This is a genomic window from Verrucosispora sp. CNZ293, assembly GCF_002754655.1.
In genome coordinates this window covers 6,034,753-6,056,456 of sequence record NZ_PEFR01000001.1, presented here as the reverse complement: position 1 = coordinate 6,056,456, position 21,704 = coordinate 6,034,753, and the positions used below count along the sequence as shown (strand labels likewise).

Annotated in this window: 22 protein-coding genes, 1 tRNA gene and 1 pseudogene; 10 read left to right on the top strand and 14 right to left on the bottom strand. The window is 71.8% G+C overall.

Annotation, left to right across the window (positions count from 1 at the left end; genetic code table 11):
• Positions 1-64: 64 nt before the first annotated feature.
• Both CLT74_RS27635 and CLT74_RS27630 read right to left on the bottom strand, forming a co-directional pair.
• Entirely contained in the window at positions 65-1,411 is a 1,347-nt protein-coding gene (locus CLT74_RS27635) for a dipeptidase (RefSeq protein ID WP_199172434.1), read from the bottom strand.
• Positions 1,401-2,257, bottom strand: a pseudogene (locus CLT74_RS27630) (uridine kinase family protein); the annotation flags it as partial. The pseudogene CLT74_RS27630 and the gene CLT74_RS27635, both read right to left, overlap by 11 nt.
• Between CLT74_RS27630 and CLT74_RS27625 the strand changes: the two are divergent.
• A complete protein-coding gene (locus CLT74_RS27625) occupies positions 2,192-2,593 on the top strand; it encodes a rhodanese-like domain-containing protein (protein ID WP_099850286.1) in 402 nt (133 codons plus the stop codon). The pseudogene CLT74_RS27630 and the gene CLT74_RS27625 sit on opposite strands and share 66 nt — an antisense overlap.
• Position 2,594: 1 nt before the next feature.
• Here CLT74_RS27625 and CLT74_RS27620 read toward each other — a convergent pair whose 3' ends face one another.
• The 4 genes from CLT74_RS27620 to CLT74_RS27600 form a co-directional block, all read right to left on the bottom strand.
• The gene (locus CLT74_RS27620; protein ID WP_099850284.1) at positions 2,595-3,203 is read right to left on the bottom strand and encodes a hypothetical protein; all 609 of its coding nucleotides are present in this window, start codon (positions 3,201-3,203) and stop codon (positions 2,595-2,597) included.
• Between the two features lie 66 nt (positions 3,204-3,269).
• Positions 3,270-4,811, bottom strand: a complete 1,542-nt coding sequence (locus CLT74_RS27615; RefSeq protein ID WP_099850282.1) for a cobyric acid synthase — start codon at positions 4,809-4,811, stop codon at positions 3,270-3,272.
• Positions 4,808-5,902, bottom strand: a complete 1,095-nt coding sequence (locus CLT74_RS27610; protein WP_099850280.1) for a cobalamin biosynthesis protein — start codon at positions 5,900-5,902, stop codon at positions 4,808-4,810. Before CLT74_RS27610 ends, CLT74_RS27615 begins: the two co-directional genes overlap by 4 nt.
• A 254-nt stretch (positions 5,903-6,156) precedes the next feature.
• On the bottom strand, positions 6,157-7,026 hold the full coding sequence (locus tag CLT74_RS27600) for a single-stranded DNA-binding protein (protein WP_099850276.1): 870 nt from the start codon (positions 7,024-7,026) through the stop codon (positions 6,157-6,159).
• A 350-nt stretch (positions 7,027-7,376) separates the two neighbouring features.
• On the opposite strand from CLT74_RS27600, the gene CLT74_RS27595 reads away from it, so the two are divergent.
• The 4 genes from CLT74_RS27595 to CLT74_RS27580 all read left to right on the top strand — a co-directional run bounded on the left by CLT74_RS27595 (position 7,377) and on the right by CLT74_RS27580 (position 9,357).
• Entirely contained in the window at positions 7,377-7,793 is a 417-nt protein-coding gene (locus CLT74_RS27595) for an HPF/RaiA family ribosome-associated protein (protein WP_099850274.1), read from the top strand.
• Positions 7,794-7,848: 55 nt separating this feature from the next.
• Positions 7,849-8,055 (top strand): hypothetical protein, encoded by a 207-nt coding sequence (locus CLT74_RS27590; protein WP_143697209.1) that lies wholly within the window; start codon positions 7,849-7,851, stop codon positions 8,053-8,055.
• 78 nt (positions 8,056-8,133) lie between these two features.
• Positions 8,134-9,225, top strand: a complete 1,092-nt coding sequence (locus tag CLT74_RS27585; RefSeq protein WP_099853106.1) for an alpha/beta hydrolase — start codon at positions 8,134-8,136, stop codon at positions 9,223-9,225.
• Between the two features lie 59 nt (positions 9,226-9,284).
• Positions 9,285-9,357 (top strand) — tRNA-Arg (locus tag CLT74_RS27580).
• A 59-nt stretch (positions 9,358-9,416) separates the two neighbouring features.
• Here the strand turns inward: CLT74_RS27580 and CLT74_RS27575 are convergent.
• From CLT74_RS27575 to CLT74_RS27565, 3 genes are all read right to left on the bottom strand, one after another.
• Positions 9,417-10,196 (bottom strand): HAD family hydrolase, encoded by a 780-nt coding sequence (locus tag CLT74_RS27575; RefSeq protein ID WP_099850270.1) that lies wholly within the window; start codon positions 10,194-10,196, stop codon positions 9,417-9,419.
• A 188-nt stretch (positions 10,197-10,384) separates the two neighbouring features.
• A complete protein-coding gene (locus tag CLT74_RS30945) occupies positions 10,385-10,687 on the bottom strand; it encodes a cellulose binding domain-containing protein (protein ID WP_199172272.1) in 303 nt (100 codons plus the stop codon).
• A complete protein-coding gene (locus CLT74_RS27565) occupies positions 10,684-11,952 on the bottom strand; it encodes a PQQ-dependent sugar dehydrogenase (protein ID WP_099850264.1) in 1,269 nt (422 codons plus the stop codon). Before CLT74_RS27565 ends, CLT74_RS30945 begins: the two co-directional genes overlap by 4 nt.
• 127 nt (positions 11,953-12,079) lie before the next feature.
• On the opposite strand from CLT74_RS27565, the gene CLT74_RS27560 reads away from it, so the two are divergent.
• From CLT74_RS27560 to CLT74_RS27540, 5 genes are all read left to right on the top strand, one after another.
• Positions 12,080-12,625: a GNAT family N-acetyltransferase gene (locus CLT74_RS27560; RefSeq protein WP_099850262.1), complete on the top strand. Its 546-nt coding sequence runs from the start codon at positions 12,080-12,082 to the stop codon at positions 12,623-12,625.
• Positions 12,626-12,763: 138 nt separating this feature from the next.
• The gene (locus tag CLT74_RS27555) at positions 12,764-13,942 is read left to right on the top strand and encodes an ATP-binding protein (RefSeq protein WP_099850260.1); all 1,179 of its coding nucleotides are present in this window, start codon (positions 12,764-12,766) and stop codon (positions 13,940-13,942) included.
• Positions 13,932-15,137 (top strand): hypothetical protein, encoded by a 1,206-nt coding sequence (locus CLT74_RS27550; RefSeq protein ID WP_099850258.1) that lies wholly within the window; start codon positions 13,932-13,934, stop codon positions 15,135-15,137. Before CLT74_RS27555 ends, CLT74_RS27550 begins: the two co-directional genes overlap by 11 nt.
• A complete protein-coding gene (locus tag CLT74_RS27545; protein ID WP_099850256.1) occupies positions 15,110-15,823 on the top strand; it encodes a response regulator transcription factor in 714 nt (237 codons plus the stop codon). The genes CLT74_RS27550 and CLT74_RS27545 overlap by 28 nt, the downstream gene beginning before the upstream one ends.
• Positions 15,824-15,896: 73 nt before the next feature.
• Complete coding sequence (locus CLT74_RS27540) at positions 15,897-16,595, top strand: hypothetical protein (protein WP_099853101.1); 699 nt, start codon at positions 15,897-15,899, stop codon at positions 16,593-16,595.
• Between the two features lie 43 nt (positions 16,596-16,638).
• Here CLT74_RS27540 and CLT74_RS27535 read toward each other — a convergent pair whose 3' ends face one another.
• The 5 genes from CLT74_RS27535 to CLT74_RS27515 all read right to left on the bottom strand — a co-directional run bounded on the left by CLT74_RS27535 (position 16,639) and on the right by CLT74_RS27515 (position 21,665).
• Positions 16,639-17,388 (bottom strand): lysophospholipid acyltransferase family protein, encoded by a 750-nt coding sequence (locus CLT74_RS27535; protein WP_099850254.1) that lies wholly within the window; start codon positions 17,386-17,388, stop codon positions 16,639-16,641.
• 116 nt (positions 17,389-17,504) lie between these two features.
• Positions 17,505-19,562, bottom strand: a complete 2,058-nt coding sequence (locus CLT74_RS27530; RefSeq protein ID WP_099850252.1) for a glycogen debranching N-terminal domain-containing protein — start codon at positions 19,560-19,562, stop codon at positions 17,505-17,507.
• A complete protein-coding gene (locus CLT74_RS27525; protein ID WP_099850250.1) occupies positions 19,562-19,930 on the bottom strand; it encodes an SCP2 sterol-binding domain-containing protein in 369 nt (122 codons plus the stop codon). Before CLT74_RS27525 ends, CLT74_RS27530 begins: the two co-directional genes overlap by 1 nt.
• A 192-nt stretch (positions 19,931-20,122) precedes the next feature.
• A complete protein-coding gene (locus CLT74_RS27520; protein ID WP_099850248.1) occupies positions 20,123-20,539 on the bottom strand; it encodes a CBS domain-containing protein in 417 nt (138 codons plus the stop codon).
• A gap of 103 nt (positions 20,540-20,642) precedes the next feature.
• Positions 20,643-21,665 (bottom strand): aspartate-semialdehyde dehydrogenase, encoded by a 1,023-nt coding sequence (locus CLT74_RS27515; protein WP_099850246.1) that lies wholly within the window; start codon positions 21,663-21,665, stop codon positions 20,643-20,645.
• Positions 21,666-21,704 lie beyond the last annotated feature (39 nt).

Below are 21,704 nucleotides of genomic sequence, written 5' to 3'. Positions count from 1 at the left end.
GAGGCTACAACAGCCCTGCGTCCGACACACCGGAAACGGCCACTGTAGGCACGAAGTTACGGTTTCACCCGCGACCCGCCTCAGCCACCCTGGCCAGCAGCAACGCCTCGGCGAGGCAGACCCGGGCGAACTCGCCGAGGTGCAGGCTCTCGTTCGGCCCGTGCGCCCGGGCGTGCGGGTCCTCCACCCCGGTCACCAGGATCGCCGCCTGCGGGAACATCTCCTGGAAGGTCGCGATGAACGGAATGGAGCCGCCGACGCCGATCTCGACCGCGTCGGTGCCGTCCCACGCGGCGCGGAAGGCCGCCCGGGCCGCGTCGAACATCGGGCCGCTGGCGTCGATCACGCAGGGGGCACCGTCGTGTTCGAAGGTGACCTCGACCTGGGCCCCCCAGGGCGCGTTCTTCTCCAGGTGGGCGCGGACGGCCTCGTACGCCTGCTTCGGTTCGTCGCCCGGCGCCAGCCGTACGCTCAGTTTGGCCTTGGCCGCCGGGACCAGCGCGTTCGGTGCCTCGCCGGTGGCCGGGGCGTCGATGCCGAGCACCGCGAGCGCCGGCTTGGTCCACAGCCGGTCGGTGATCCGGCCGGTGCCGAACAGCCGCACGCCGTCGGCCAGCCCGGCCTCGGCCCGGAACCGGTCCTCGGGGTAGTCGACGCGGGCCGCTTCCCGGCCGACCAACCCCGCCACCGCGACGTTCCCGGCATCGTCGTGCAGGGTGGCGAGCAGCCGGACCAGGGTGGTGAGCGCGTCCGGGACGGCACCGCCGAACATGCCGCTGTGCACCGCGTGGTCCAGCGTGCGCACCTCGACGAAGCAGTTGACGATGCCGCGCAACGACGTGGTCAGCGCCGGTACGCCGACATCCCAGTTGGTCGAGTCGGCGATCACGATGACGTCGGCGGCGAGCTTGTCCCGGTGCTCGGCGAGCAGACGCTCCAGGGAGTCGGAACCGTACTCCTCCTCCCCCTCGACGAACACCACCACTCCGACCGGCAGCCGGTCACCGAACGCGCGCAGCGCCGCGACGTGCGCCATGATGCCGGCCTTGTCGTCGGCGGCACCTCGCCCGTACAGCCGGCCGTCCCGCTCCACCGGCTCGAACGGGTCGGACTCCCACAACGTCGGATCGCCGATCGGCTGCACGTCGTGGTGGGCGTAGAGCATGACTGTCGGCGCACCGGGCGGCGCCGGCTTCCGGCCGATGACCGCGGGCTGACCACCGGCCCGGGCCACCTCCACGTCCAGACCGCAGCCGCGCAGCAACTCGGCCACCGCCTCGGCGGATCGCTCCAGGTGCGAGTGGTCGAAGCCGTCGAAGGCGATGCCGGGAATGCGGACGAGACGCTCCAGGTCGGCGCGGACGCCGGGCAGTTCCCGCGCCACGGCCTCCCGCAGGTCCGACTCGGTCATGATCGGTGTGGTCATGACCGGCATCGTATGCCGGCCTTACCGGACGGCGCGGGCGGCGTCGCCAACCGCTATCCGGCAGTAGTAGCGCTCGGCGACGTGCGGTAGGGCGGGTGCGCCGTCGACGACCAGGTCGGCGCGGGCCTCCGTGCCGTCGGCGGCGAAGTGGGCGCGTTCGGTGACGTGCCAGCGGCGCAGTTCCGGAAGTATCGCCGGACCGTCGCGGGCCACCGCCCGGGTCAGCCGCAACTGCTGCGGTGCGGTGACGAAGACCGCCAGGGTCAGGTCCGTCGCGACGGCGGCCCGGGCCGCGCTGACCCCTTCCACGATCAGCACCGGCGCGACCGGAACCGGCACCAGGGCGGGTAGGAAGCGCCGACGCACCCAGCTGTACCGCCGGTAGGCACCGGGCTGCCCGGCGCGTACCGGCGCCAGCACCTGCTCCTCCAGCCGGTCCCAGAAGCTGAGCTGGTCGTCCCAGCCGTCGAGCAGGTCGTCGGTGTGCACCACAGCTGGCCGAGCGACGTCGGGCAGCTGAGCCGCGAGGGCGTCGGCCAGGCGCGCCGCGAAAACCGTCTTGCCGGCACCGCTGGGCCCGTCGACGGCCACCAACCGGGTTGGCCCCAGCCGGCCCGCCTCGGCCAGCACTCGTCGGGCCAGCCCGGCGTACGCCTCGAAGACCACCACCACGGGCACCGACGTTACCGATCGGGTTGTCCCCGGCCACTTCGGACCGCAGGGCCCACCGCCGGGCGGCATGATCGTGGCGTGTCCCATTCCGTGATGAGTCCCGGTGTCGAGGCGTTGCTGGAACAGGCCCGCGCGGGCATGACCCGGTTGACCCCGCAGGAGACGGTGCAGGCCGCGACCCGGGGAGCGCTCGTGATCGACACGCGCACCGACGCACAGCGTCGGGAACAGGGCGACCTGCCCGGCGTCATCGTGATCGACCGGACGGTGCTGGAGTGGCGGCTCGACCCGGCCAGTGACTGGCGGATTCCCGAGGCGACCGGCTACGACCTGGAGATCGTCGTGGTGTGCCGTCAGGGTTACAGCTCCAGCCTCGCCGCCGCGAGCCTGCGCGCCCTCGGCCTGCACCGGGCCACCGACATGATCGGCGGGGTCGAGGCGTGGCGATCGGCCGGCCTGCCCTTCTCCGACCAGGCCGCCGACGTCCGCCCCTGACTCAGTCCGCCATCAGGTCCAGGGTTTGCCTGGCATACTCCATCGCCAACTCCTCGGTCTGGGCATCGTCCGGCACCTGCGGCGCGATGAAGTTGAGGTGCACGTGGGCCACGGCCGTTCCGGCCATCGCCGCCGCCATCGCCATCCTGGACTTCACCGGCCCGTCGTACGGCTCCGGTGGATCGGTCATCGGGCCGTTGTCCGGTGGGATCGACACCCAGGCTCCGTCACCGACCCCGCTGACCTCCTGGGCGATGCCCTGCGCTCCGGCTGACGGCGGACCGCCCAGCGACTCGCGGGCCTCCGCCGTCGACGCCGCGACCCGCATGGTGATGGTGATCGCGTGGATCGCCAGGGGGTCCCTCGACACCGCGCTGAGTACGCAGCTCTTTCGGTCCGGCCGGTCGGGACGGTCCCGCACCTGCGTTGTCCCGCCGGCCACGTCGAGCAGCGGCTGGTGGTCAAGCTTGGTGCAGAGATCGTCCACGACCCGGTAGGACGCGGCGGGTGACGGGGATGAGCTGCCTGCCGGATCTGCGGTGCCGGCGCAGCCGGCGAGCGCGACCGGAAGCAACAGGGCGAGCCAGCTCCGGCGACGGGTATCGACCATCACGAGATCGTGTCACAGTGGATCAGTTCCTCGGTACCCGCCGGCCTCGCACGCCAGTTCCCGAGGTCAACGTCGTGGGGCGCCGGGTGGGACGAACGGTACGTCGGTCGGGGGCCCCTCTCCGATGAGCCGCCACAGGGCGTCGGTGTCGAGGTGCTCCTCGACCAGGTCACCGAGCAGGTCGAGATTGCGTTCCCGGGCGGCGGCGAAGGACGTGTCCGGCGCGACCTGGAATCCGGTACGCCCGGCGAGGCGGGCCACCCGGGTGAGGAACCAGCGACGGAACTCGTCCGATTCGAACGTTCCGTGCCAGTGGGTGCCGTGCACGACGCCGTGCATCGCGCCCTCGTCGGCACCGTCGGCGTAGCGCAGCAACGGGGTCAGGTGCGGGTCGGCGGTCGAGACGTACCCGTGGTGGATCTCGTAACCGTGGACCGGGACGGCACGGTCGACGCTGCCCACCGCGGGCCGGACGGTCTTGCGCCGGTCGAAGGTGATCTCGATGGGGAGCAGGCCGAGAGCGGGCACGGTGCCCTGCCCGCTCTCCACCGGGTCGTGGATGGCCCGGGCCAGCATCTGGTAGCCGCCGCAGATGCCGAGCACCGGACGGCCCGCCGCGACGTGCGCGGCGACAGCGTCGGCGAGGCCCGTCTCCCGCAGCCAGGCCAGATCGGCCACCGTCGACTTCGAGCCGGGCAGCACCACCAGGTCGGCGGCGGCGAGTTCGGCCGGCTCGACTGTCAACCGCACCCGCACCCCCGGCTCGGTCGCCAGCGCCTCGACGTCCGTGGCGTTGCTGATCCGGGGCAGCCGCAGCACGGCCACGTCGAGCCACTCGGTGCCACGCGGGGCCGCCGGGCGACCGAGCACCCGGCCGTACGCGAGCGAGTCCTCCGCGTCGAGCCACAGGTCCAACGCCCAGGGCAGCACCCCGTACGTCGGGCGACCGGTGAGCTGTCGCAGCATCGTCAGCCCGGGGGCGAGCAGCCCCAGGTCACCCCGGAACTTGTTGACCACGAAGCCGGCGATCAGTGCCTGGTCGGCGGGATCGAGCAGGGCGAGGGTGCCGAACATGGCGGCGAACACGCCACCCCTGTCGATGTCGCCGACCACGATCGCCGGCAGTTGTGCCTGCCGGGCCAGGCCCATGTTCACGTAGTCGCTGTCGCGCAGGTTGATCTCCGCCGGGCTGCCGGCCCCCTCACAGATCACCACGTCGTACTCCGACCGCAACTCGGCCAGGGTCGCGTAGGCGGTCTCGGCGAGCCGGGGACGCAGCGTCCGGAAGGTGTCGGCGGTGATCGTGTCGACGGCCTGGCCGAGCAGCACCACCTGGCTGGCCAGGTCGCTGCCGGGCTTGAGCAGCACCGGGTTGAACCGCAGGTCCGGCGCGAGCCCACAGGCCGCCGCCTGCATCGCCTGCGCCCGACCGATCTCGCCGCCCCGGCCGTCGGGCCCGAGCACCACGGCGGAGTTGTTCGACATGTTCTGCGCCTTGAAGGGCGCCACCTTCACGCCTCGGCGGTGCAGCCACCGGCAGATGCCGGCGGTGAGCACGCTCTTGCCGGCGTCCGAGGTCGTCCCGGCCACCAGCAATCCACCGGTCACCGACGACCCCGCAGCCGGACCGGGCGCAGGCTCCGCAGTGCTCGAAGCGTCGGGAGCGGTCGAATGTCGCCGAGCGGCCGGACGGCCGGGAGCGGTCGAAGGGCCAGCAGCGGTCGGAGCGTGCGGCGGGAAGCGGTGCCGACCAGCCGCCCCGCGGTCAGCGGGTACACCGCCGCGAGACCGAGCGCCGCCAGCCCGACCGCCCGGGAAATCCGGGCGGCCCGGCCCAGGTGCCGCGCCCCGGGACGTGGACCGTCACCGAGGAACGGACGCACCTCCGTGCGGCCGAAGTACACGTTGCGTCCACCCAGCCGTACGCCAAGCGCCCCGGCCATCGCCGCCTCGCACTGGCCGGCGTTGGGGCTGGGATGGTCGTCGCGGTCCCGCCGCCACACCCGCCAGGCCCGTTCCCGGTCGCCCTTGCCGACCGGTGCCAGCGCCACGGTCAGCAGCCCGGTCAGCCGCGCGGGCACCAGGTTGAGCAGGTCGTCCAGGCGGGCAGCCGGCGTACCGAACCGGGCGTAACGGACGTTACGGTGGCCGACCATCGCGTCGAGGGTGTTCGCCGCGCGGTAGCCGAGCAGGCCGGGCAGCCCGGCGACCGCGCCCCAGACCAGTGGAGCGACCACCGCGTCGGAGGTGTTCTCCGCCACCGACTCCACAGTTGCGCGGGCGAGTTCGGGCTCGTCGAGCGTCGACGGATCCCGCCCGCAGAGGTGCCCGAGCCGCTGTCGAGCGGCCGGCAGGTCACCACCGCGCAGTGACCGGCCCATCGTCTTCGCCTCATGGCGCAGGCTGCGCCCGCCCAGCACCGCCCAGGTGCCGGCGGCGACCAGCACGGTGCGGGCCACCGGACGGTGCCGGGTACCGACGGTGGCGGCCACACCCAGCACCACCGGCGCCCCGACGCAGAGCGTGGCGAAGACCCCGCCGGCAAATCGGTCGGGCCGGTAGAGACGACGTTCCAGGGCGGCGGCGGCCCGGCCGAATCCGGCCACCGGGTGGCCCCGGCGAGGGTCACCGAACACGGCGTCCAACGCGTAGCCCGCGACGAGTCCCGTCGCGTTCGCCACCGCACCCGCGTGTCGCACGGCGTATCACCCCCGGGCGGCCAGCCTAGCCGAGTCGAGCACCCGGCTCGGCCCGGCGGACGCCGCCCACGCCGCCGCCCCCGAGTGCCGCCAGCACGGGTTGGTGGGTGACCGGACATGTCACCTGCCCGGTCACCTGATCACCAGCGGCGGGCCTCCGCGCCGCACACCGTCGGGCGACGTGCCCGGTCAACGCCGGCCAGAGGGCACGTTCCCACGCGCCGTCAGGCCGGCTGTGGCAGCCGGCCGCGCCGTCAGGCCGGCTGTGGCAGCCGGCCGCGCCCTCGTCGGCCACGACCGGTCGCGGCATCGCCCGCCCCCGATTCCTCCGGGCGCACCGCCAAGTCAGCCTCGGCCTCGGTCGCTTCGGTGGGCACCGGAGCCAGGTCGTCGGAGACGCTGGCCTCGGCGACGTCCACCTCGTCGAACTCGTCCGACGACGGCTGGTCGGTGCCGGACGAGTCGAACCCACCCGTCGAACCCGGGCCGACTCCGCGCGTCGAACCCGGACCGACCCCGCGCGTCGAGCCCGGATCGAACCCGTCCGTCGAGCCCAGGTCGAACCGGCCGGACGGACCGGGGTCGAGATGGCCGGCGAGACCGGCTCCGAAGCCGGACAGATCGGACAACTCGAAGTCCTCGTCGACCGGACGGTGGTCGGGTCGGGCCGGCGCCTCCTCGTCCGGCACCGGCTCGGTAGGCTCGCCGTGCACCCGCTGCTCGGCGTCGGCGTCGGAGACCGCGCTGGTGGCCAGGGCGGGCCGGTTACGTAGGAACCTGCCACGCCCCCGGGACAGGTCGTGGCCGACCGCGACGGCCTCCAACTCGTACAGGGTGCGATGGTTGCCGGCGTCGTCGATCCAGTCACGGGTGTAGAGACGGCCGCAGACCACCACGGGGTCGCCGACCATCACCGAGGCGGCAACTCCCTCGGCGAGCTTGCGCCAGCAGTTGACGCGTACCCGCAGGCTGTTGCCATCGACCCAGCGACCGCTGTCGCGGTCGAGGCGTCGGGCGGTCGAGGCGACCTTGAAGTTGGCCACCAGGGTGTTGCTCTGCGTGGTGCGGCGCCACTCCGGCGCGGTCAGAACATTTCCGACAATCGTCATGTAGGTATCGAACATCGTCCCTCCTCGAAGGGGTCGGGGGCGTGTCTCCGGCGAGTCGACTCGTCACCGAGCCTGCGGCCCGGAGCCCGTCGCGGGCAGCCCGGGAGGCGGCAGCTGTGGATGGCCGGACCACCTGTGGACGAACGCCTGATCAAGGTCCCGATGTGGTAGGCCGATCGGCCCTGACCCCCGGACAGCCGACCGCCGATGATCAACAGGGGGCGGAAATGGTCACGTTCCGGACGGAGCCGACCTGGGTAGAGATTCCGTCAACCGCACCTGTGAGCACGACGTCGAACGAAAGGGTCAGCGATCATGGTGATGACCAACACCCGTTCCACCCGCCTCGCGGGGCAGGTGCAGCGATGAGCGCCGTGCAGGACCCGGCCACCGTGGCCCAGTGCCTCCGGCTCGGCGCCGGCTTCGCCGACCGCGAGCGGGACCGCATCGTCGAGCAGTTCAGCACCCTCGACGCCCGCCTGGCCGGCTTCCACTCCGACGCCACCGACATGGAGCTGTCGGTGAAGGACCGGGAGGCCAAGGGCCAGAAGGTCACCCTGGAATGCTGGATCGCCGGACGGCAGCGGGTGGTCGCCACCTCGACCGAGGAGGATCTGCACGCCGCGCTCAACGACGTCCGCGACGACCTGCGTCGTCAGCTCAACGACTCGAAGACCCGGCAGGAGCCCCGCAACAACAAGCACCTGCGGGTCAACGAACCGCCCGGCCCGGCCGCGTCGACCGACGAGCTTGCCGGTGCCGGAACGACCGACGAGAGGTGACCGCGTGGCCGGGCGGTAGACGACCGGCCACCCGCTCACCGTGGAGGTGACAGCCATGCCCAACGTGCAGCAACCCGAGATGCGCCGCAGCGGCGAGACCCGACTGGTCCAGGACAGCGACGGCCCGATCGAGGGCGGTTCGTCCTCGACCCGGCGGGAGCACCGCTCGGTGCCGGTCGACCAGGTGTCGCCGTACGGTCCCGACCGTGGGCGGGCCTCGACCTCACACGAACCCACCGGCCGAGAGGCCGTGGGGGACTGACAAGCGGTGGCCCCCGTCCGCCGGGTGCGGGTGGGCGGGGGCTACCGCCCGGTAGCCGGCCGGCGTACCGTCGGCGGGGTGGAACCGGACGTGCTTGGCCCGCCCTATGAGCGGCACATCATCGACCTGGGCCGGGATGACGAGGGCCCGGTGGTGGCGACCCTGGTCCGCCGCCGGGCCGAACGCCCCACCGGGCGCGCCGTGCTCTACGTGCACGGTTTCGTCGACTACTTCTTCCAGACCCACGTGGCCGACTTCTTCGCCGCGCGTGGCTGGGACTTCTACGCCCTCGACCTGCGCAAGTACGGTCGTAGTCTGCTGCCGCACCAGACCCCCAACTTCTGCCGCGACCTCGGCGACTACTTCCCCGAACTGGACGCCGCCGCGCAGATCATCCGCGACGAGGACGGACACGACACCCTGCTGGCCATGGGCCACTCCACCGGCGGCCTGGTCGTCTCCCTGTGGGCCGACGCCCGACGCGACGCCGGGCTTGTCGACGGGCTGTTCCTCAACAGCCCGTTCTTCGACCTGAACGCTCCCTGGTTCGTGCGGCGACCCCTCGCGGCCGCCGTCGCACGCCTGGGCCGCAGGGCGCCGCACCGCATCCTCCCGTTCGGGCTCGGCACCGTGTACGGCGAGAGCCTGCACGCCGACCATCGCGGCGAATGGACGTACGACCTGGCCTGGAAGCCGCTTGCCGGTTTCCCCGTCCGGGCCGGCTGGCTGGACGCCATCCGCACCGGCCAGCGACGACTGCGCGCCGGCCTGAACATCCCGGTGCCGGTGCTGCTCGCCTGCTCGACCCGGTCGTTCCGGGGCACGAAGTGGCAGGACGCGGCGACGCTCGCCGACGCCGTCCTCGATGTCGAACACATGGTCCGCTGGGCACCCCGCCTCGGCCAGCACGTCACCGTGTCCCGCTTCGACGGCGGTCTGCACGACCTCACACTCTCCGGCCCCGCCGTACGCGAGAAGGTCTTCGCCGAGGTGGGCCGATGGGCCGAAGCCTTCCTCGGCGCCGGACCGACGACCAGCCGCCCGCTCCCGCCGCAGCCCCGGCCCCCGGCGGACGAGCCGCATCCGGCCGGGGAGGCGCACTCCCCGCGGACGCCTGACCCCGTCGACTGTCGTCATCCGCCCGGCACCACGGCTACGACAGCGACCTGACCACCCGTTCCGCCGGACGAGCCCCGGGCGGCGGTACCCTTCTCGCGCGATACCACGTTGCGCCCGTAGCTCAGCGGATAGAGCAGGGGACTTCTAATCCCAAGGCCGCAGGTTCGAATCCTGCCGGGCGCGCCCTCACTCCCCCAGCTCAGTGGCTTGCCGGTCCCGGTAGGGCCGAACACCAACCGCCGTCAGTCCCTGACCGTCGGCTCGTCGGTGGCGTCGTGGCTCCGACGCAGTAGGGCCAGCAGGCCGTGGCCGTCTTCGGTGCGGGCGTCCGGCTGTAGGTCGGGGTGGGACGGCTCGCGGTCGGTGCGCGGCGAGCGCATCAGGATCGCGGCACCGGCACCGGCCCGACGGGCGCAGGCCACGTCGCGGTGCACACTGTCGCCGACGAACCAGCAGTCACCGACAGGTACACCGACGGCGTCCGCCGCCAGCCAGGCCAGCCGGGGGTTCGGCTTCCGAAGGCCGGCCTCGTCGCTGTAGAACTCGGCCACGAACAGGTCGGACAGCCCGGCGGTGGCGAGAAAGTCCCGATGCGCCGCCCCGCAGAGGGCGTTGCTGACCACCGCCATCGGCAGTCCCGCATCGGCTGCGGCCCGCAGCACCTCCGGGATCCCGGGACGGACGTGCCACTCCGGTCGCCAGGCCCAGGCGTACGCCAACGGGGTCGCCGCTTCCTCGACAGCCGCGCGGGCCCGCTCCGGCCAGGCACGGGTCACGAAGTCCGCCCACACCCGGGCGTGTGGCAGCTCGATCGGGTCGCCGGAGCGGCCGACGTCGTCGCGCCACCGGGCATAGGCCCGGCCGCCCTCGGTCAGATCGGCGGCGATCCGCTCCGCCGGCACCGCGCCGTCCACCACGTCGAACAACCGCCGCACCAGCTCCGGTGGTGCTGGTGGCTGTCGCGGAGCATCAGCCAGGACTCCGCCGAAATCCAACAGGAGCGCGCGCGGTGATCGGAGCATGTGGTCATTCTTTCGCACCAGATGCGTGGGCCGGAGCGCGCACCGCCTGCCGTCGCGTCGCACCGGCGGCAGGTCATCAGCCTGAGCCAGCGAGCACCACAGTCAATCTTGGACAGTTCCCGTCAGTGAAGGAGGGAACTGTCCAAGATTGGCTCGACCTGGTTCGGGTTGGTGGTGGACCGGGGTGGTCAGGTGGGCTGGCAGGGGGTGCCGTTGAGCTGGAAGTTGGTCGGGCGGTCATTGGTGCCGGAGTAGGTGGCCTGGAAGCCGAAGCTCACCGTGCCGTTTGTCGGCAGGTTGCCGTTCCAGGCGGCGTTGCGTGCGGTCACGTTCCTTCCGGACTGGGTGACCTGCGCGTTCCACGCGTTTGTGACCTGCTGGTTGCCGCTGAACGACCAGGTCACGGTCCAGCCGGTCAGGGCGGCGCCCCGGTTGGTGACACGGACGTCCGCGGTGAAGCCGTTGTTCCACTGGTTCGCCGTCCAACTCACCGTGCAGGCAGCCGGCCCGGTGGTGGGAGGGGGCGTGGTGGGAGGGGGCGTGGTCGGGGGCGGCGTGGTCGGGGGCGGCGTGGTGGGGGGCGGCGTGGTGGGGGGCGGCGTGGTGGGGGGCGGCGTGGTGGGGGCGGCGTGGTGCCGTCGCGGGGTGGGAAGCGGAGGATGCGGTCGTCGGTGGCGGCCGGGGTGCCTCGGCCGTCCCGGTTGCTGGTGGTGACCCAGAGCCAACCGTCCGGGCCGTACTCGACGGTGCGCAGCCGCCCGTAGCTGCCCGCCAGCTCGGCGGTGGGAGTGCCGACGCCCCCGGAGCCGTTCAGTGGCACGTTCCAGAGTCGGTTGCCCCGCAGGCTGGCCACGAAGAGGCGGTTCCCCGCGATCGTCGCACCGCTCGGGGACGCCTCCGCAGGCGTCCAGGTGAGCAGCGGGTCACGGAAGCGTGGGTCGTTGGCACGCCCCTCCACTGTGGGCCAACCGTAGTTGCCGCCGGCTACGATCAGGTTGATCTCGTCCCACGTGTTCTGGCCGAATTCGGTGGCGTACAGTCGGCCCTGGGCGTCCCAGGCCAGTCCTTGCACGTGGCGGTGGCCGAGGCTGTAGACAGGTGACCCGGCGATCGGGTTGTCCGGCGGGGCGGTGCCGTCCGGCCGGATACGCAGGATCTTTCCGTTGCGGCTCTGCGGGTCCTGCGCCGAGGCGGTCTGTCCGGCGTCGCCGACGCCGACGTAGAGCATTCCGTCCGGTCCGAACGCGATCCGGCCGCCGTTGTGGATGGCCGCACGGTTCAGGCCGGTGAGGATCGGCTGCTGGGTCTGCGGTGCGGTGAGCCGGAACCGGGCTATCCGGTTGTCGGTCGCGGTGGTGAAGTAGACGTAGATCCAGCCGTCCTGGGCGTAGGTCGGCGAAACGGCCAGGCCGAGCAGGCCGCCCTCGCTGACCGGAGTCACACCGGAGATGGTGACGATGGGCTCCGGCGACTGACCGGGCCGGACCCGCACCACCTGCCCGGTGGGACGCTGGGCGACCAGGGCGCTGCCGTCCGGCAGGAAGTCCATCCCCCACGGCACCTGGAGGCCGGTGGCGATCGTCTCGGGTCGGGAGAAGTCGAAGTCGCCGACGGCGAGCAGCGCGGGTGGCGCGTCGTCGAGGGCACCGGCGGGACGTTCGGTGTTCGGGACCGCGCCGGCCAGGCCGGCGACGCCGACGCTGCCGGCGACCAGACCGGCGGTGAGTACGGCCCCGACCGCGAGTCGGATCTTCATGCCACCCCCTAAAGTATTGATGTTGGTGAATATAACACGCCTGCTTGATCTCGCCGGACACGCGTCCGCCACCACCGCACCGGATATCACTGGCCCGCGCCGTGATGCCGGCCGTACGGTCACCACCATGCAGCTACGCGACGAGTTGGCAGCCGATCGGGATGCCGTCCTCGATTTGCACCGGTTGGCCTTCGGCGGCCACGGTGAGGTGGTGGCGGCGTTGGTGCGGGCGCTGCGCGACGACGATCCGGAGGCCCTCAGCCTGGTCGCGGAGGAGGATGGCGAGATCGTCGGGCACGTGTTGTTCACCCGTAGCCTGCTCGATGCCCCGCGTCGACTCGTGACGGTGCAGGTGCTCAGCCCGCTCGCGGTTACTCCCGACCGGCAGCGGCGTGGCATCGGCGGCGCCCTCGTCAGACACGGCCTGCGGCTGCTGGACCAGCGGGGCGTACCCGCCGTCTTCCTGGAGGGAGACCCGGGGTACTACTCCCGCCTCGGCTTCGCCGCCGCCGGCGAGCTGGGCTTTCGCCGACCATCGCTGCGCATCCCGGCACCCGCCTTCCAGGTGGCGAGGCTTTCCGGGTACGAGCCCTGGATGACCGGAACCTTCGTCTACTCGGCCACCTTCTGGCAGCAGGACTGCGTCGGCCTACGCGAGGAGCACAGCGGCTGAGGGTGACCGAAAGGCGACGCAGGGTCGAACCCGACGTCACCCACGGTTATCAGTACCACTGCCATGTGTTATTCTCCGACGTCGATCTCCGCAGCGCGGACCCGGATCGGGTCGTTTGTCGCAAAGGACGCTTTCCCGATGCCGGCCGTGCCAGACCCCATCACGTCACCCGCCAGGGTGGATCATCCAGCCGCCGGCGCATTCGCGTTCATCTTCACCCGGTTGCCGGCACTGCTACGGCTCTCCTGCGGCCTGTTCTGCCTCGCGGTCGCCCTGGCCGTACGCACCCCGCCGGTACGTCTGGAGCTGCTGCTACCGGCTGTGGCGGTGCTGACCGGGTGGTCGGCCTGGTACGCGCTGCGCGCCTGGCGGGACGGGGTCGGCGCGCCGCTCGTCGCCGTCGACGTGACGCTCACCAGCACCGCGTGCCTGGCTATCCCGGTACTGGTCGCACCCGAGGTGCTGCCCGGTGAGGCCAGCTGGATCGCCGTGCTGGCCAGCACCACCGTGATCAACGCACAGGCGACCGCCCCGGCCCGGTGGTCGGTTCCGGCCGGGCTGCTGGTCACCGCCGCGTACGCGACGGGCGCGCACCTGGCCGGAAACTCGACCGAGGCGAGGGCCCACGCGGCCACCCTGCTGGCCCAGACCGCCTGCACCGCGATGATGACCGCGGTGATGCGCCGACGCATCGTCCGGGCCGACACCGCATTCGTGGCCGCGCAACGGGCCGCCCGTCACGCCATGGTCGCCCGGATCGCCCGCGAGGCGGAACGGCGGCAGAACCGCGACCTGCACGACACCGTCCTGGCCACGCTCACCATGGTCGGGCAGGGGGCGGTGGCCGGTCCCTCCACGGCGCTACGCGAGCGGTGTGCCGCCGATCTGCGTACGCTCACCGCCCTGGCGGAGGCGCGTTCGGTGCCGCACGACGCCACGGCCCGGCTGGACGAACGACTCCGGACGATGCTCGCTCGGTTGCCGGGCCTGCCGGTGGCCGCCGACCTGCCACCGTGCACGGTGTCGGCGCCCGTCGCGGAGGCCGTCGCGGAGAGCGCGCACGCCGCGCTGGCGAACGTGGCCAACCATGCACCCGGCGCGCGGGCGACGCTGCGACTGCGGCAGTTCGCCGGTGCCCTGACTGTCGACGTGACCGACGACGGCCCCGGTTTTGACCCGGCCACCGTGCCGGCCCACCGATACGGTCTGCGCGAGTCGGTACGCGGTCGGATGGAGACCATCGGCGGTCGGGCCGACATCGACTCCGCGCCCGGTCGGGGCACCCGCATCCGGTTGGAGTGGTCGGATGTCGGCTGAACCGGGTACGACACTCCTCCCGCAGCACACCCGGCCAGCTTCGGTACCGACCCCGCGGGTCACAGCCGGCTCGGACGAGGTGGGCGCGGTCCGGGCGGCCGCCGCGGTGGCCCACACCTCCGACCGGGGGGCCCGGATCGTCGCGGTCACCATCGCGCTGGTCTGGCACCTCGCCATCGGGCTGCCGGCGGTGCTGACCGCCGGCCCGGCACTGGCCGTGCCCCAGGTGGTTCTCGGTGGCTGGTTGCTGGTGGCGGTGCTCGGTGTGATCGCCGGGTTCCGGCTGCTCCGCGACGCGCCGCTGCCGGCCGCGCCGCTGGCCGGGCTGCTGCTGGTCGTCGACGTTGCGGTCTTCGCCTCGGCGGGCAGGGCACATCTGTTCAGCCCGGCCAACTGGGTCTGGGGCACCCTCGCCTGGTTCTTCCTGGTGGTGCTCTGGGGGCGGCCGGTGCACCAGCTGCTCGCGCTGCTGTCCGCCCACGCGGCCACCGCGCTGACCGCCGTCGTGCTGCACGGCGCGACGGGTGCCGCCGACCTGGCCCGTGCCACCATGGCCCTCTACGGCACGTCGTCGCTGCCGGCGGCGGTCTTCGCCGGTGCGGCGGCGCTCGCCACGCTGTCCCGGCAGCGGGCGGCCACGGCGGCGACCACGAACGCGATGGTGGCCGAGCGGGAAGCCGCCGAACAGGCCCGGCACGAGCGGGGCGAGCGGTTGACTCTGGTCAGTCGTGCCGCAAGTGAGGTGCTTACCGAGTTGGCCGGCGGGCGGGCCGACCCGGCCGACCCGGAGGTGCAGCGGCGCTGCGTACGGGCCGCCGCCCGGCTGCGTCGCCTGATCGCCGAGTCCGACGACGTGCCCCACCCGCTCCTGCACGAGCTGCGGGCCGCCGCCGATCTGGCCGAGCGCAACGGCCTCCCGATCGACCTGGTCACAATTGGTTCACCGCCACCGTTGCCGGTACGGGTTCGCCGGAGCCTGGCGGATCCGCTCACCGCCGGCCTCGCGGACGCCCGGGACTGGGCCCGGTTGACAGTGGTCTCCCGCCCCGACGAGGTGGTGGTCAGTCTCGTCACACCCGACCGGGAGGGGCCGGACCCCACCGGGCATCCGGCCGAGGACGTCGACGGGCAGGTAGAGCACCTCTACGAACGGGACGGGAAGATCAGATGGACGCAGACGCGCTGGCACCGGTGACGCCGGGGCGGCCCGTCGGGGTGGCGATCGTGGACGACCACCCGGTGGTCATCGACGGGGTGCGCGCCTGGCTCGCCACCGAGCCGCAGTTGACGGTGCTGGCCACCGGCGACGATCCGGACGAGGTGTTGCGGGCCGCGCCGGAGGCCGACGTGGTCCTGCTCGACCTGCGGCTGCACGGCCGGTTGGTGTTGGACAAGCTGGCCGAGCTGAGTTCCGCCGGGCGACGCGTGGTGGTCTACTCGGAACACTCCGACCCGGCGACGATGCTGGCCGCGCTGGACGCCGGGGCGGTGGCGTTCCTCGCCAAGCACGAGGGACGGGAGCACTGCGTGGCCACCGTGCTGGACGCGGCGAGCGACCGGCCGTACGTCGCACCGGCGCTGGCCGGCGCGATGGTCGGCGATCCGCGCCCGGACCGGCCGGTGTTGTCCGATCAGGAACGTGAGGCGCTGTTGCTGTGGTTCCAGTCGATGTCGAAGGCGTCGGTGGCGCGGCGGATGCGGATCAGCGAGCACACCGTCAAGCAGTACGTCGACCGGGCGAGGATCAAGTACACCCGGGCCGGCCGACCGGCCGCCACGAAGGCGGCACTGCTCGCCCGGGCGATTGAGGACGGACTCGTCCGACCGGAGGAAATTGGTATCTACCGGTCGCGTGCGTCAACCGATCAGCCGACCCCCTAACGGGCGTCATGACAGCGGTGGCTGCCTGGGCGAGGCTCGGGGGTAGATGCCGTCCGCACCGGAGGTTCCGACGATGCACGATGACGTCTCCCCGTTCTTCATCGCACCGCACCGGTTCGACGCGGTGGGCGACGGCACCGGCCCGATGCTGGACCGGCGGTACGAGCTGGTGCCGGAGTGCGGCGAGCAGGTGCTCGATCGCCACCGGGTGGACGTGGCCGGATACCTGCTCGGTCCCAGCGACGCCTACCGCGCCTGGGCGCTGCCCGCTCCGGTCGCCGTCACCGTCACCGACCACCGCCTGGCGTATGTGGGTGGCGGCACGCAGCTCGCCCTCGTGGGGCCGGGGCCCCGTGCCTCGGCCCGACTGCCGGGGCTGGTCAGCGGGCAGATCCGCTGGCAGTGGCCGTCCCGGCTGGAGCTGCTGCCCGCCGACGGCAACTCGACGACCCTGCTGGTGATCTGCGACGCGTTGCGGACGATCCGGCAGCCGGCGCTCGCCCTGGTCGGTCCGGCGGACCGGATCGGCGAACTCGCCCGGCAGCTCCGTCACGCGATCGCCACGTTCCGGCTGGTCCGGCCGGAGCTGGTGGACCTGTCTCCGCCGGAGCGGGACGTGCTGGCCCGCCTGGCCCGGACCGCGTCACGCGTCAGCACCGGGCGGGTGCTGCTGCCCGGCGCGCTGCCCGTGGAGTTCCACTCGCGCGACGACTACTACCGGCCGAGGCGCGCCGACGAGCAGCCGTACGACGCGGCGTCCGGGCAGCGATAGGCCACCGCGTCACCCACTGGGTGGGTCGACCACTGGTCGTTGGTCAGGAAGTCGCGGAGCGCCTGTCGTCGGCGTCGAGCACGAGGGCCTCCTGCGGGGTCGGCGCACTGCCGCCGAGGTGCGCCGGTAGCCACCACCTGTCCTCGGGCGTGGCGGGCTGGTCCGGGTACTCCCGTTGGGCCTGGTCGACGAGCGCCGTCAGCCGAATCCGCAGGTCCTCGGTCATCGCTGTGGGGTCCGGATACGCGGTGGGCTCCATCGGCTCGCCGACCAGGATGGTGATCGGCGTGTGCCGGCGGGTGAGCGTCCGCGGACGCCCCTTCGTCCACAGCCGCTGGGTGCCCCAGAGCGCCACCGGCAGCACCGGCACCTGTGCCTCGCGGGCCATCCGGGTGGCCCCGCTCTTGAGATCCTTGACGGTGAAGGAGCGGCTGATCGTCGCCTCGGGAAACACGCCGACCACCTCGCCCGAGCGCAGCGCGGCGACTGCTGCGGCGTACGAGTCGGCGCCGGCACGCCGGTCCACCGGGATGTGCCGCATGCCGCGCATCAGCGGCCCCGACACCCGGTGCCGGAACACCGAGTCCTTGGCCATGAACCGGACGAGTCGCCGGGACTCGAGCGCGCCCAGTCCGCAGAAGATGAAGTCCAGGTAGCTGACGTGGTTGCTGGCCAGAACCGCTCCACCGGTGCGGGGAACGTGGTGGTCACCCTCGACGGCGAGCTTCAGGTCGAGGACCCGGAACATCGTCTTGGCGGCGGCGATCACGGGCGGGTACACGAGTTCCGGCATTCCGGAACTTTACCCCGAGTAGGTTACGCACCGGTAGGGACGGTGGTCACCGCGATTGTCGGAGCTCCGGCCGGGTCACCCGTCGTCCGCTCGGGCAACCCGGCCGCCGTCGATCATCAGGCGAGCGAGTGCAGGTCGAGCCGGCCGCGCGCGAAGGCGTCCACCTGCCCCCAGCGGCCCGGGATGTCCAGCACCTCGATCCGGCCCATGCCGATGGGCAGGCATGGTTCGACCGCCAGGTGCCCCTCGTGGGGTTCCAGGCCGAGCATGGTACGCAGCAACAGCAGCGGCGCCCCCGTCGACCATGCCTGCGGGCTGCACGCCGTCGGATACTCCACCGGGAACTTCGTCTGCTCGCGCGGGTAACCGCCGAACGCCTCCGGCAACCGTCCGTCGAAGTACCGGGCGGCGTCCAGGATGCCGTTGGCGATCATGGCGGCCTCCTCGGCGAACCCGTACCGGCGCAGACCCCAGGCGCAGAACGAGGTGTCGAACGGCCAGACGGTGCCGTTGTGGTAGCCGATGGGGTTGTACCGCACCTCGCCCTCGGCGAGCGTCCGCACTCCCCAGCCGGTGAACAGTCGCGGCCCGACCAGATGGTTGGCGATCTGCTCGGCCCGGTCGTCGTCGACGATTCCGCTCCAGAGCAGGTGGCCGATGTTGGAGCTGAGCACGTCGCACTGTCGCCCGTCCGGGTCCAGGGCGAGCGCGTAGTAACCGCCGTCCTCCACCCACCAGTCCCGGTTGAACCGTTCCTTGAGGGCCGCCGCCTCCCGCTCCAACTGATCGGCGTACGCCGGGTCACCCCAGAACTCGCGGGCCAGACGCGCCCCGCGCATCTTCGCGTCGTACGCGTACCCCTGCACCTCGCAGGTGGCCCGGGGGAACGGTGGCAGGGTGCCGTCGCGGTAGGAGATGGAGTCCCAGGAGTCCTTCCAGCACTGGTTCTCCAGGCCGGTGTCGGTGTTCCGCCGCTCGTACCAGATGTAACCGTTGCCGACCAGGTCGGCATAGTCGTCGATCCACTTGAAGGCCCGGCGGCACTCCTGCTCCAGCTCCTTGACCAGCGCGGCGTCGCCGCTCCACTGCTCGTACTCGTCGAGCAGCACCACGAACAGCGGCGTGGCGTCGACCGATCCGTAGTACGGCGAGTGCGGCTGCTCCTCGAACGCGGCGCTCTCGCCGTACCGCATCTCGTGCAGGATCCGGCCGGGGTCCTCCTCCCGGAAGTCGTCGAACCGGGTGCCCTGCAACGAGGCCAGGACCCGCAGTGTGGTCGCGCTCAGCTCCGGCGTGAACGGCAGCGTCTGCAGACAGGTCAGGATGCTGTCCCGGCCGAACATGGTCATGAACCAGGGCAGACCGGCGGCAGGAAGGGTCTGGCCCCCCAGCGAGAGCGGCGAGAAACGCAACGCGGCCAGGTCGACGATGCACTTGCGGTACGTCGCGGCCAGCTTGTCGTGCTCGCTGTTCACCTTCGGCGCCTTGGCGATCCACTCCTCCAGGTCGTGTTGCAGGGCGAGCCGCTCGGTGCCGTGCGCCCGCAACCCGAAGCGGAGATCCCGTCCGCCCGGGCCGAGTGCCAGGGTCTGCACGTCGATGGCGGTGTCCCACTGTTCGTTCGGTTCCAGGTGGATGGAGTACGCGAAACCGTTGCGGTCGTACCGGGCGGGCGCGGAGGACGAAATGATCGTCTCGCGCTTGAAGTTGCCGCGCCGGTAGCCCAGGCGCAGCCGGTCCGGCTCGGCCTCGGCGTAGATCTCACCCTTCTTGTTGAGGATCTCGTCCTTGACCTCGAACAGGTCGGCGAAGTCGCAGCCGGCGTCCATCCGGATGTCCAGGTCGACCGCCTTCTCGTCGTGGTTGAGGATGGTGATGTGCTCCCGGAAGCTCCCACCGACCGCCCGCTCCCGGATGATCGACAGTTTCGCGTCGACGTAGTGGGTGGCCAGCCCGGGCACCAGGAAGAAGCGAGACTCGTAGTACTGGAGGTCGTCGTAGGAGAGGGCGTTCAGGCGCTCGCCGTTGACCGTGAGCACCCACTTGGAGAGAAAGCGGGTGTCGATGGAGAACAGCCCGGTCGGTTCGGTGGGTGTCGCCTCGATGTCCCCGGTGGCCTCACAGACCACGAAGTTGTTGCCGTCGAGGATCCGTACGGTGTGGCTGGGCGCCATCACTGCACCCCCTTCCGGTAGCGCTGCGGTCCCCGGGCGTACGGCGATCCGGGGAATATCCGGTCCACCTGCACCACCAGTCGGGCGTCACCGGTGACCGTCATGTCCCCCCGCAGCAACGCCGCCAGCCCGTTCTCCCGGCCGGTGACAAGTTCCTCGAAGAGTGCGGGGCTGGCGCCGACCACCGTGTCCGCCTCCATGTCCTGCCGGCTGACCTGGATGTTTCCCCGGTCGATCCGCATCAGCCAGTGCGTGGTCTGCGGCCCCTCGTGCAGGTCGAAGCGCAGGGCTCCGGAGATCTTCGCCAGCAGGGGCTCATGCCCCCGTTGATCGAGATCCTCGAAGAATTGCGTGATCGCGTCCGCCATCGGGCCCTCCTCCCGGTCGCTCGGTGTCCCGCAGGAGGGGTCCCCGACACCCGGTGGCTCAACCTCACCCGCTTGGGGTGAGCGGTCGGCGTGGCTGGCCGGCAGTGGCCCTAGCCAGGCGGGTACGGGTGTTCCGCGCGGCACGAAGCCGGCTCCCGACGGCTCGGGAACCGGCTTCGGTCGGCGGAACGCTCAGTTGTTGGGGTCGTCGGCGCTGATGTCGGCAAGCACCGACTGGGGCTCCCGCTCGACCGCCAGATCACCCATGGACACCAGGCCGATCAACCGGCCGTCCTCCACCACGGGCAACCGTCGCACGGCGTACGTGCGCATCAGGTCGGCAGCGGCGACGGCGTCGTCGTACTGACTCACCGTCACCACGTCCTTGGTGGTGATCTGGTTCAGCCGGGTGGTGTCCGGGTTCATGCTCTCCGCCACGCCGCGGACCGTGATGTCCCGGTCCGTGACGATGCCGACCACGCTGCCGCCGTCGGTCACCACCACGTCACCGATGGCCGAGTCACGCATCTCCTGGGCCGCCGCGACGAGCGTGGCGTCGCCGTCCATGGTCACCAACCGGGTCGTCATGAACTCTCCGACAGTTGTCATGGCGCCTCCCTCTTCGGTGTCGGGCAACCCCGCGTCTACCCGACCGCCGCCGCCAGTAACGTGACAGGTCGGCCACCCGGACGGCGGTTCGGCCCCCGGCGGTTCAGCCTCCGGCGGCGACCAGTTCGGCGAGTTGCACGGCGTTGAGCGCCGCGCCCTTGCGAAGGTTGTCGTTGGAGCAGAACAATGCCAGGCCGTGCTCGACCGTCTCGTCGGCGCGGATCCGGCCGACGAACGTCGGATCCTGACCGGCCGCCCGCAACGGGGTCGGCACGTCCGCCAGCGTCACCCCGGGCGCGCCAGCGAGCAGTTCGTACGCCCGTTCCGGACTGATCGGCCGGGCGAACCGGGCGTTGATCTGGAGTGAGTGACCGGTGAAGACCGGCACCCGTACGCAGGTGCCGGAGACCTTCAGGTCGGGAATTTCGAGGATCTTGCGGCTCTCGTTACGGAGCTTCTGCTCCTCGTCGGTCTCCGCCGACCCGTCATCGACGATCGAGCCGGCGAGCGGGAGCACGTTGAAGGCGATCGGCTGGGCGAACGACCGGGGGGCGGGGAAGTCCACCGCGGCACCGTCGAAGGTGAGCCCGGTGGCGGTCTCGGCGACCTTGCGGACCTGCTCGTCCAGCTCGGCGACGCCGGCCAGGCCGGCACCGGACACCGCCTGGTAGGTGGAGACGACCAGGGCGACCAGTTCCGCCTCGGCGTGCAGCGGACGCAGCACCGGCATCGCGGCCATGGTGGTGCAGTTCGGGTTGGCGATGATGCCCCTGGGTCGGGCGGCGGCGGCGTGCGGGTTGACCTCGGCGACGACCAACGGCACCTGGGGGTCCATCCGGAACGCCGAGGAGTTGTCGATGACGACCGCACCCGCGGCGGCCACCCGTGGCGCCAGCTCCTTCGCCGAACCCTTGCCGGCCGAGAAGAGCACGATGTCCAGCCCGCTGTAGTCCGCGCTGGCCGCGTCCTCGACCGTGATCTCCTCGCCGCGCCACGGGAGCGTACGCCCGGCCGAGCGCGCCGAGGCGAACAGCCGCACCTGCTCCGCCGGGAAGTTCCGCTCCGCCAGCACCTGCCGCATCACGCCACCGACCTGGCCGGTGGCTCCCACAATGCCGATCCTCATGCCCGCGAGGCTACCCAGCCCGCAGCCCGGACCGGGAAC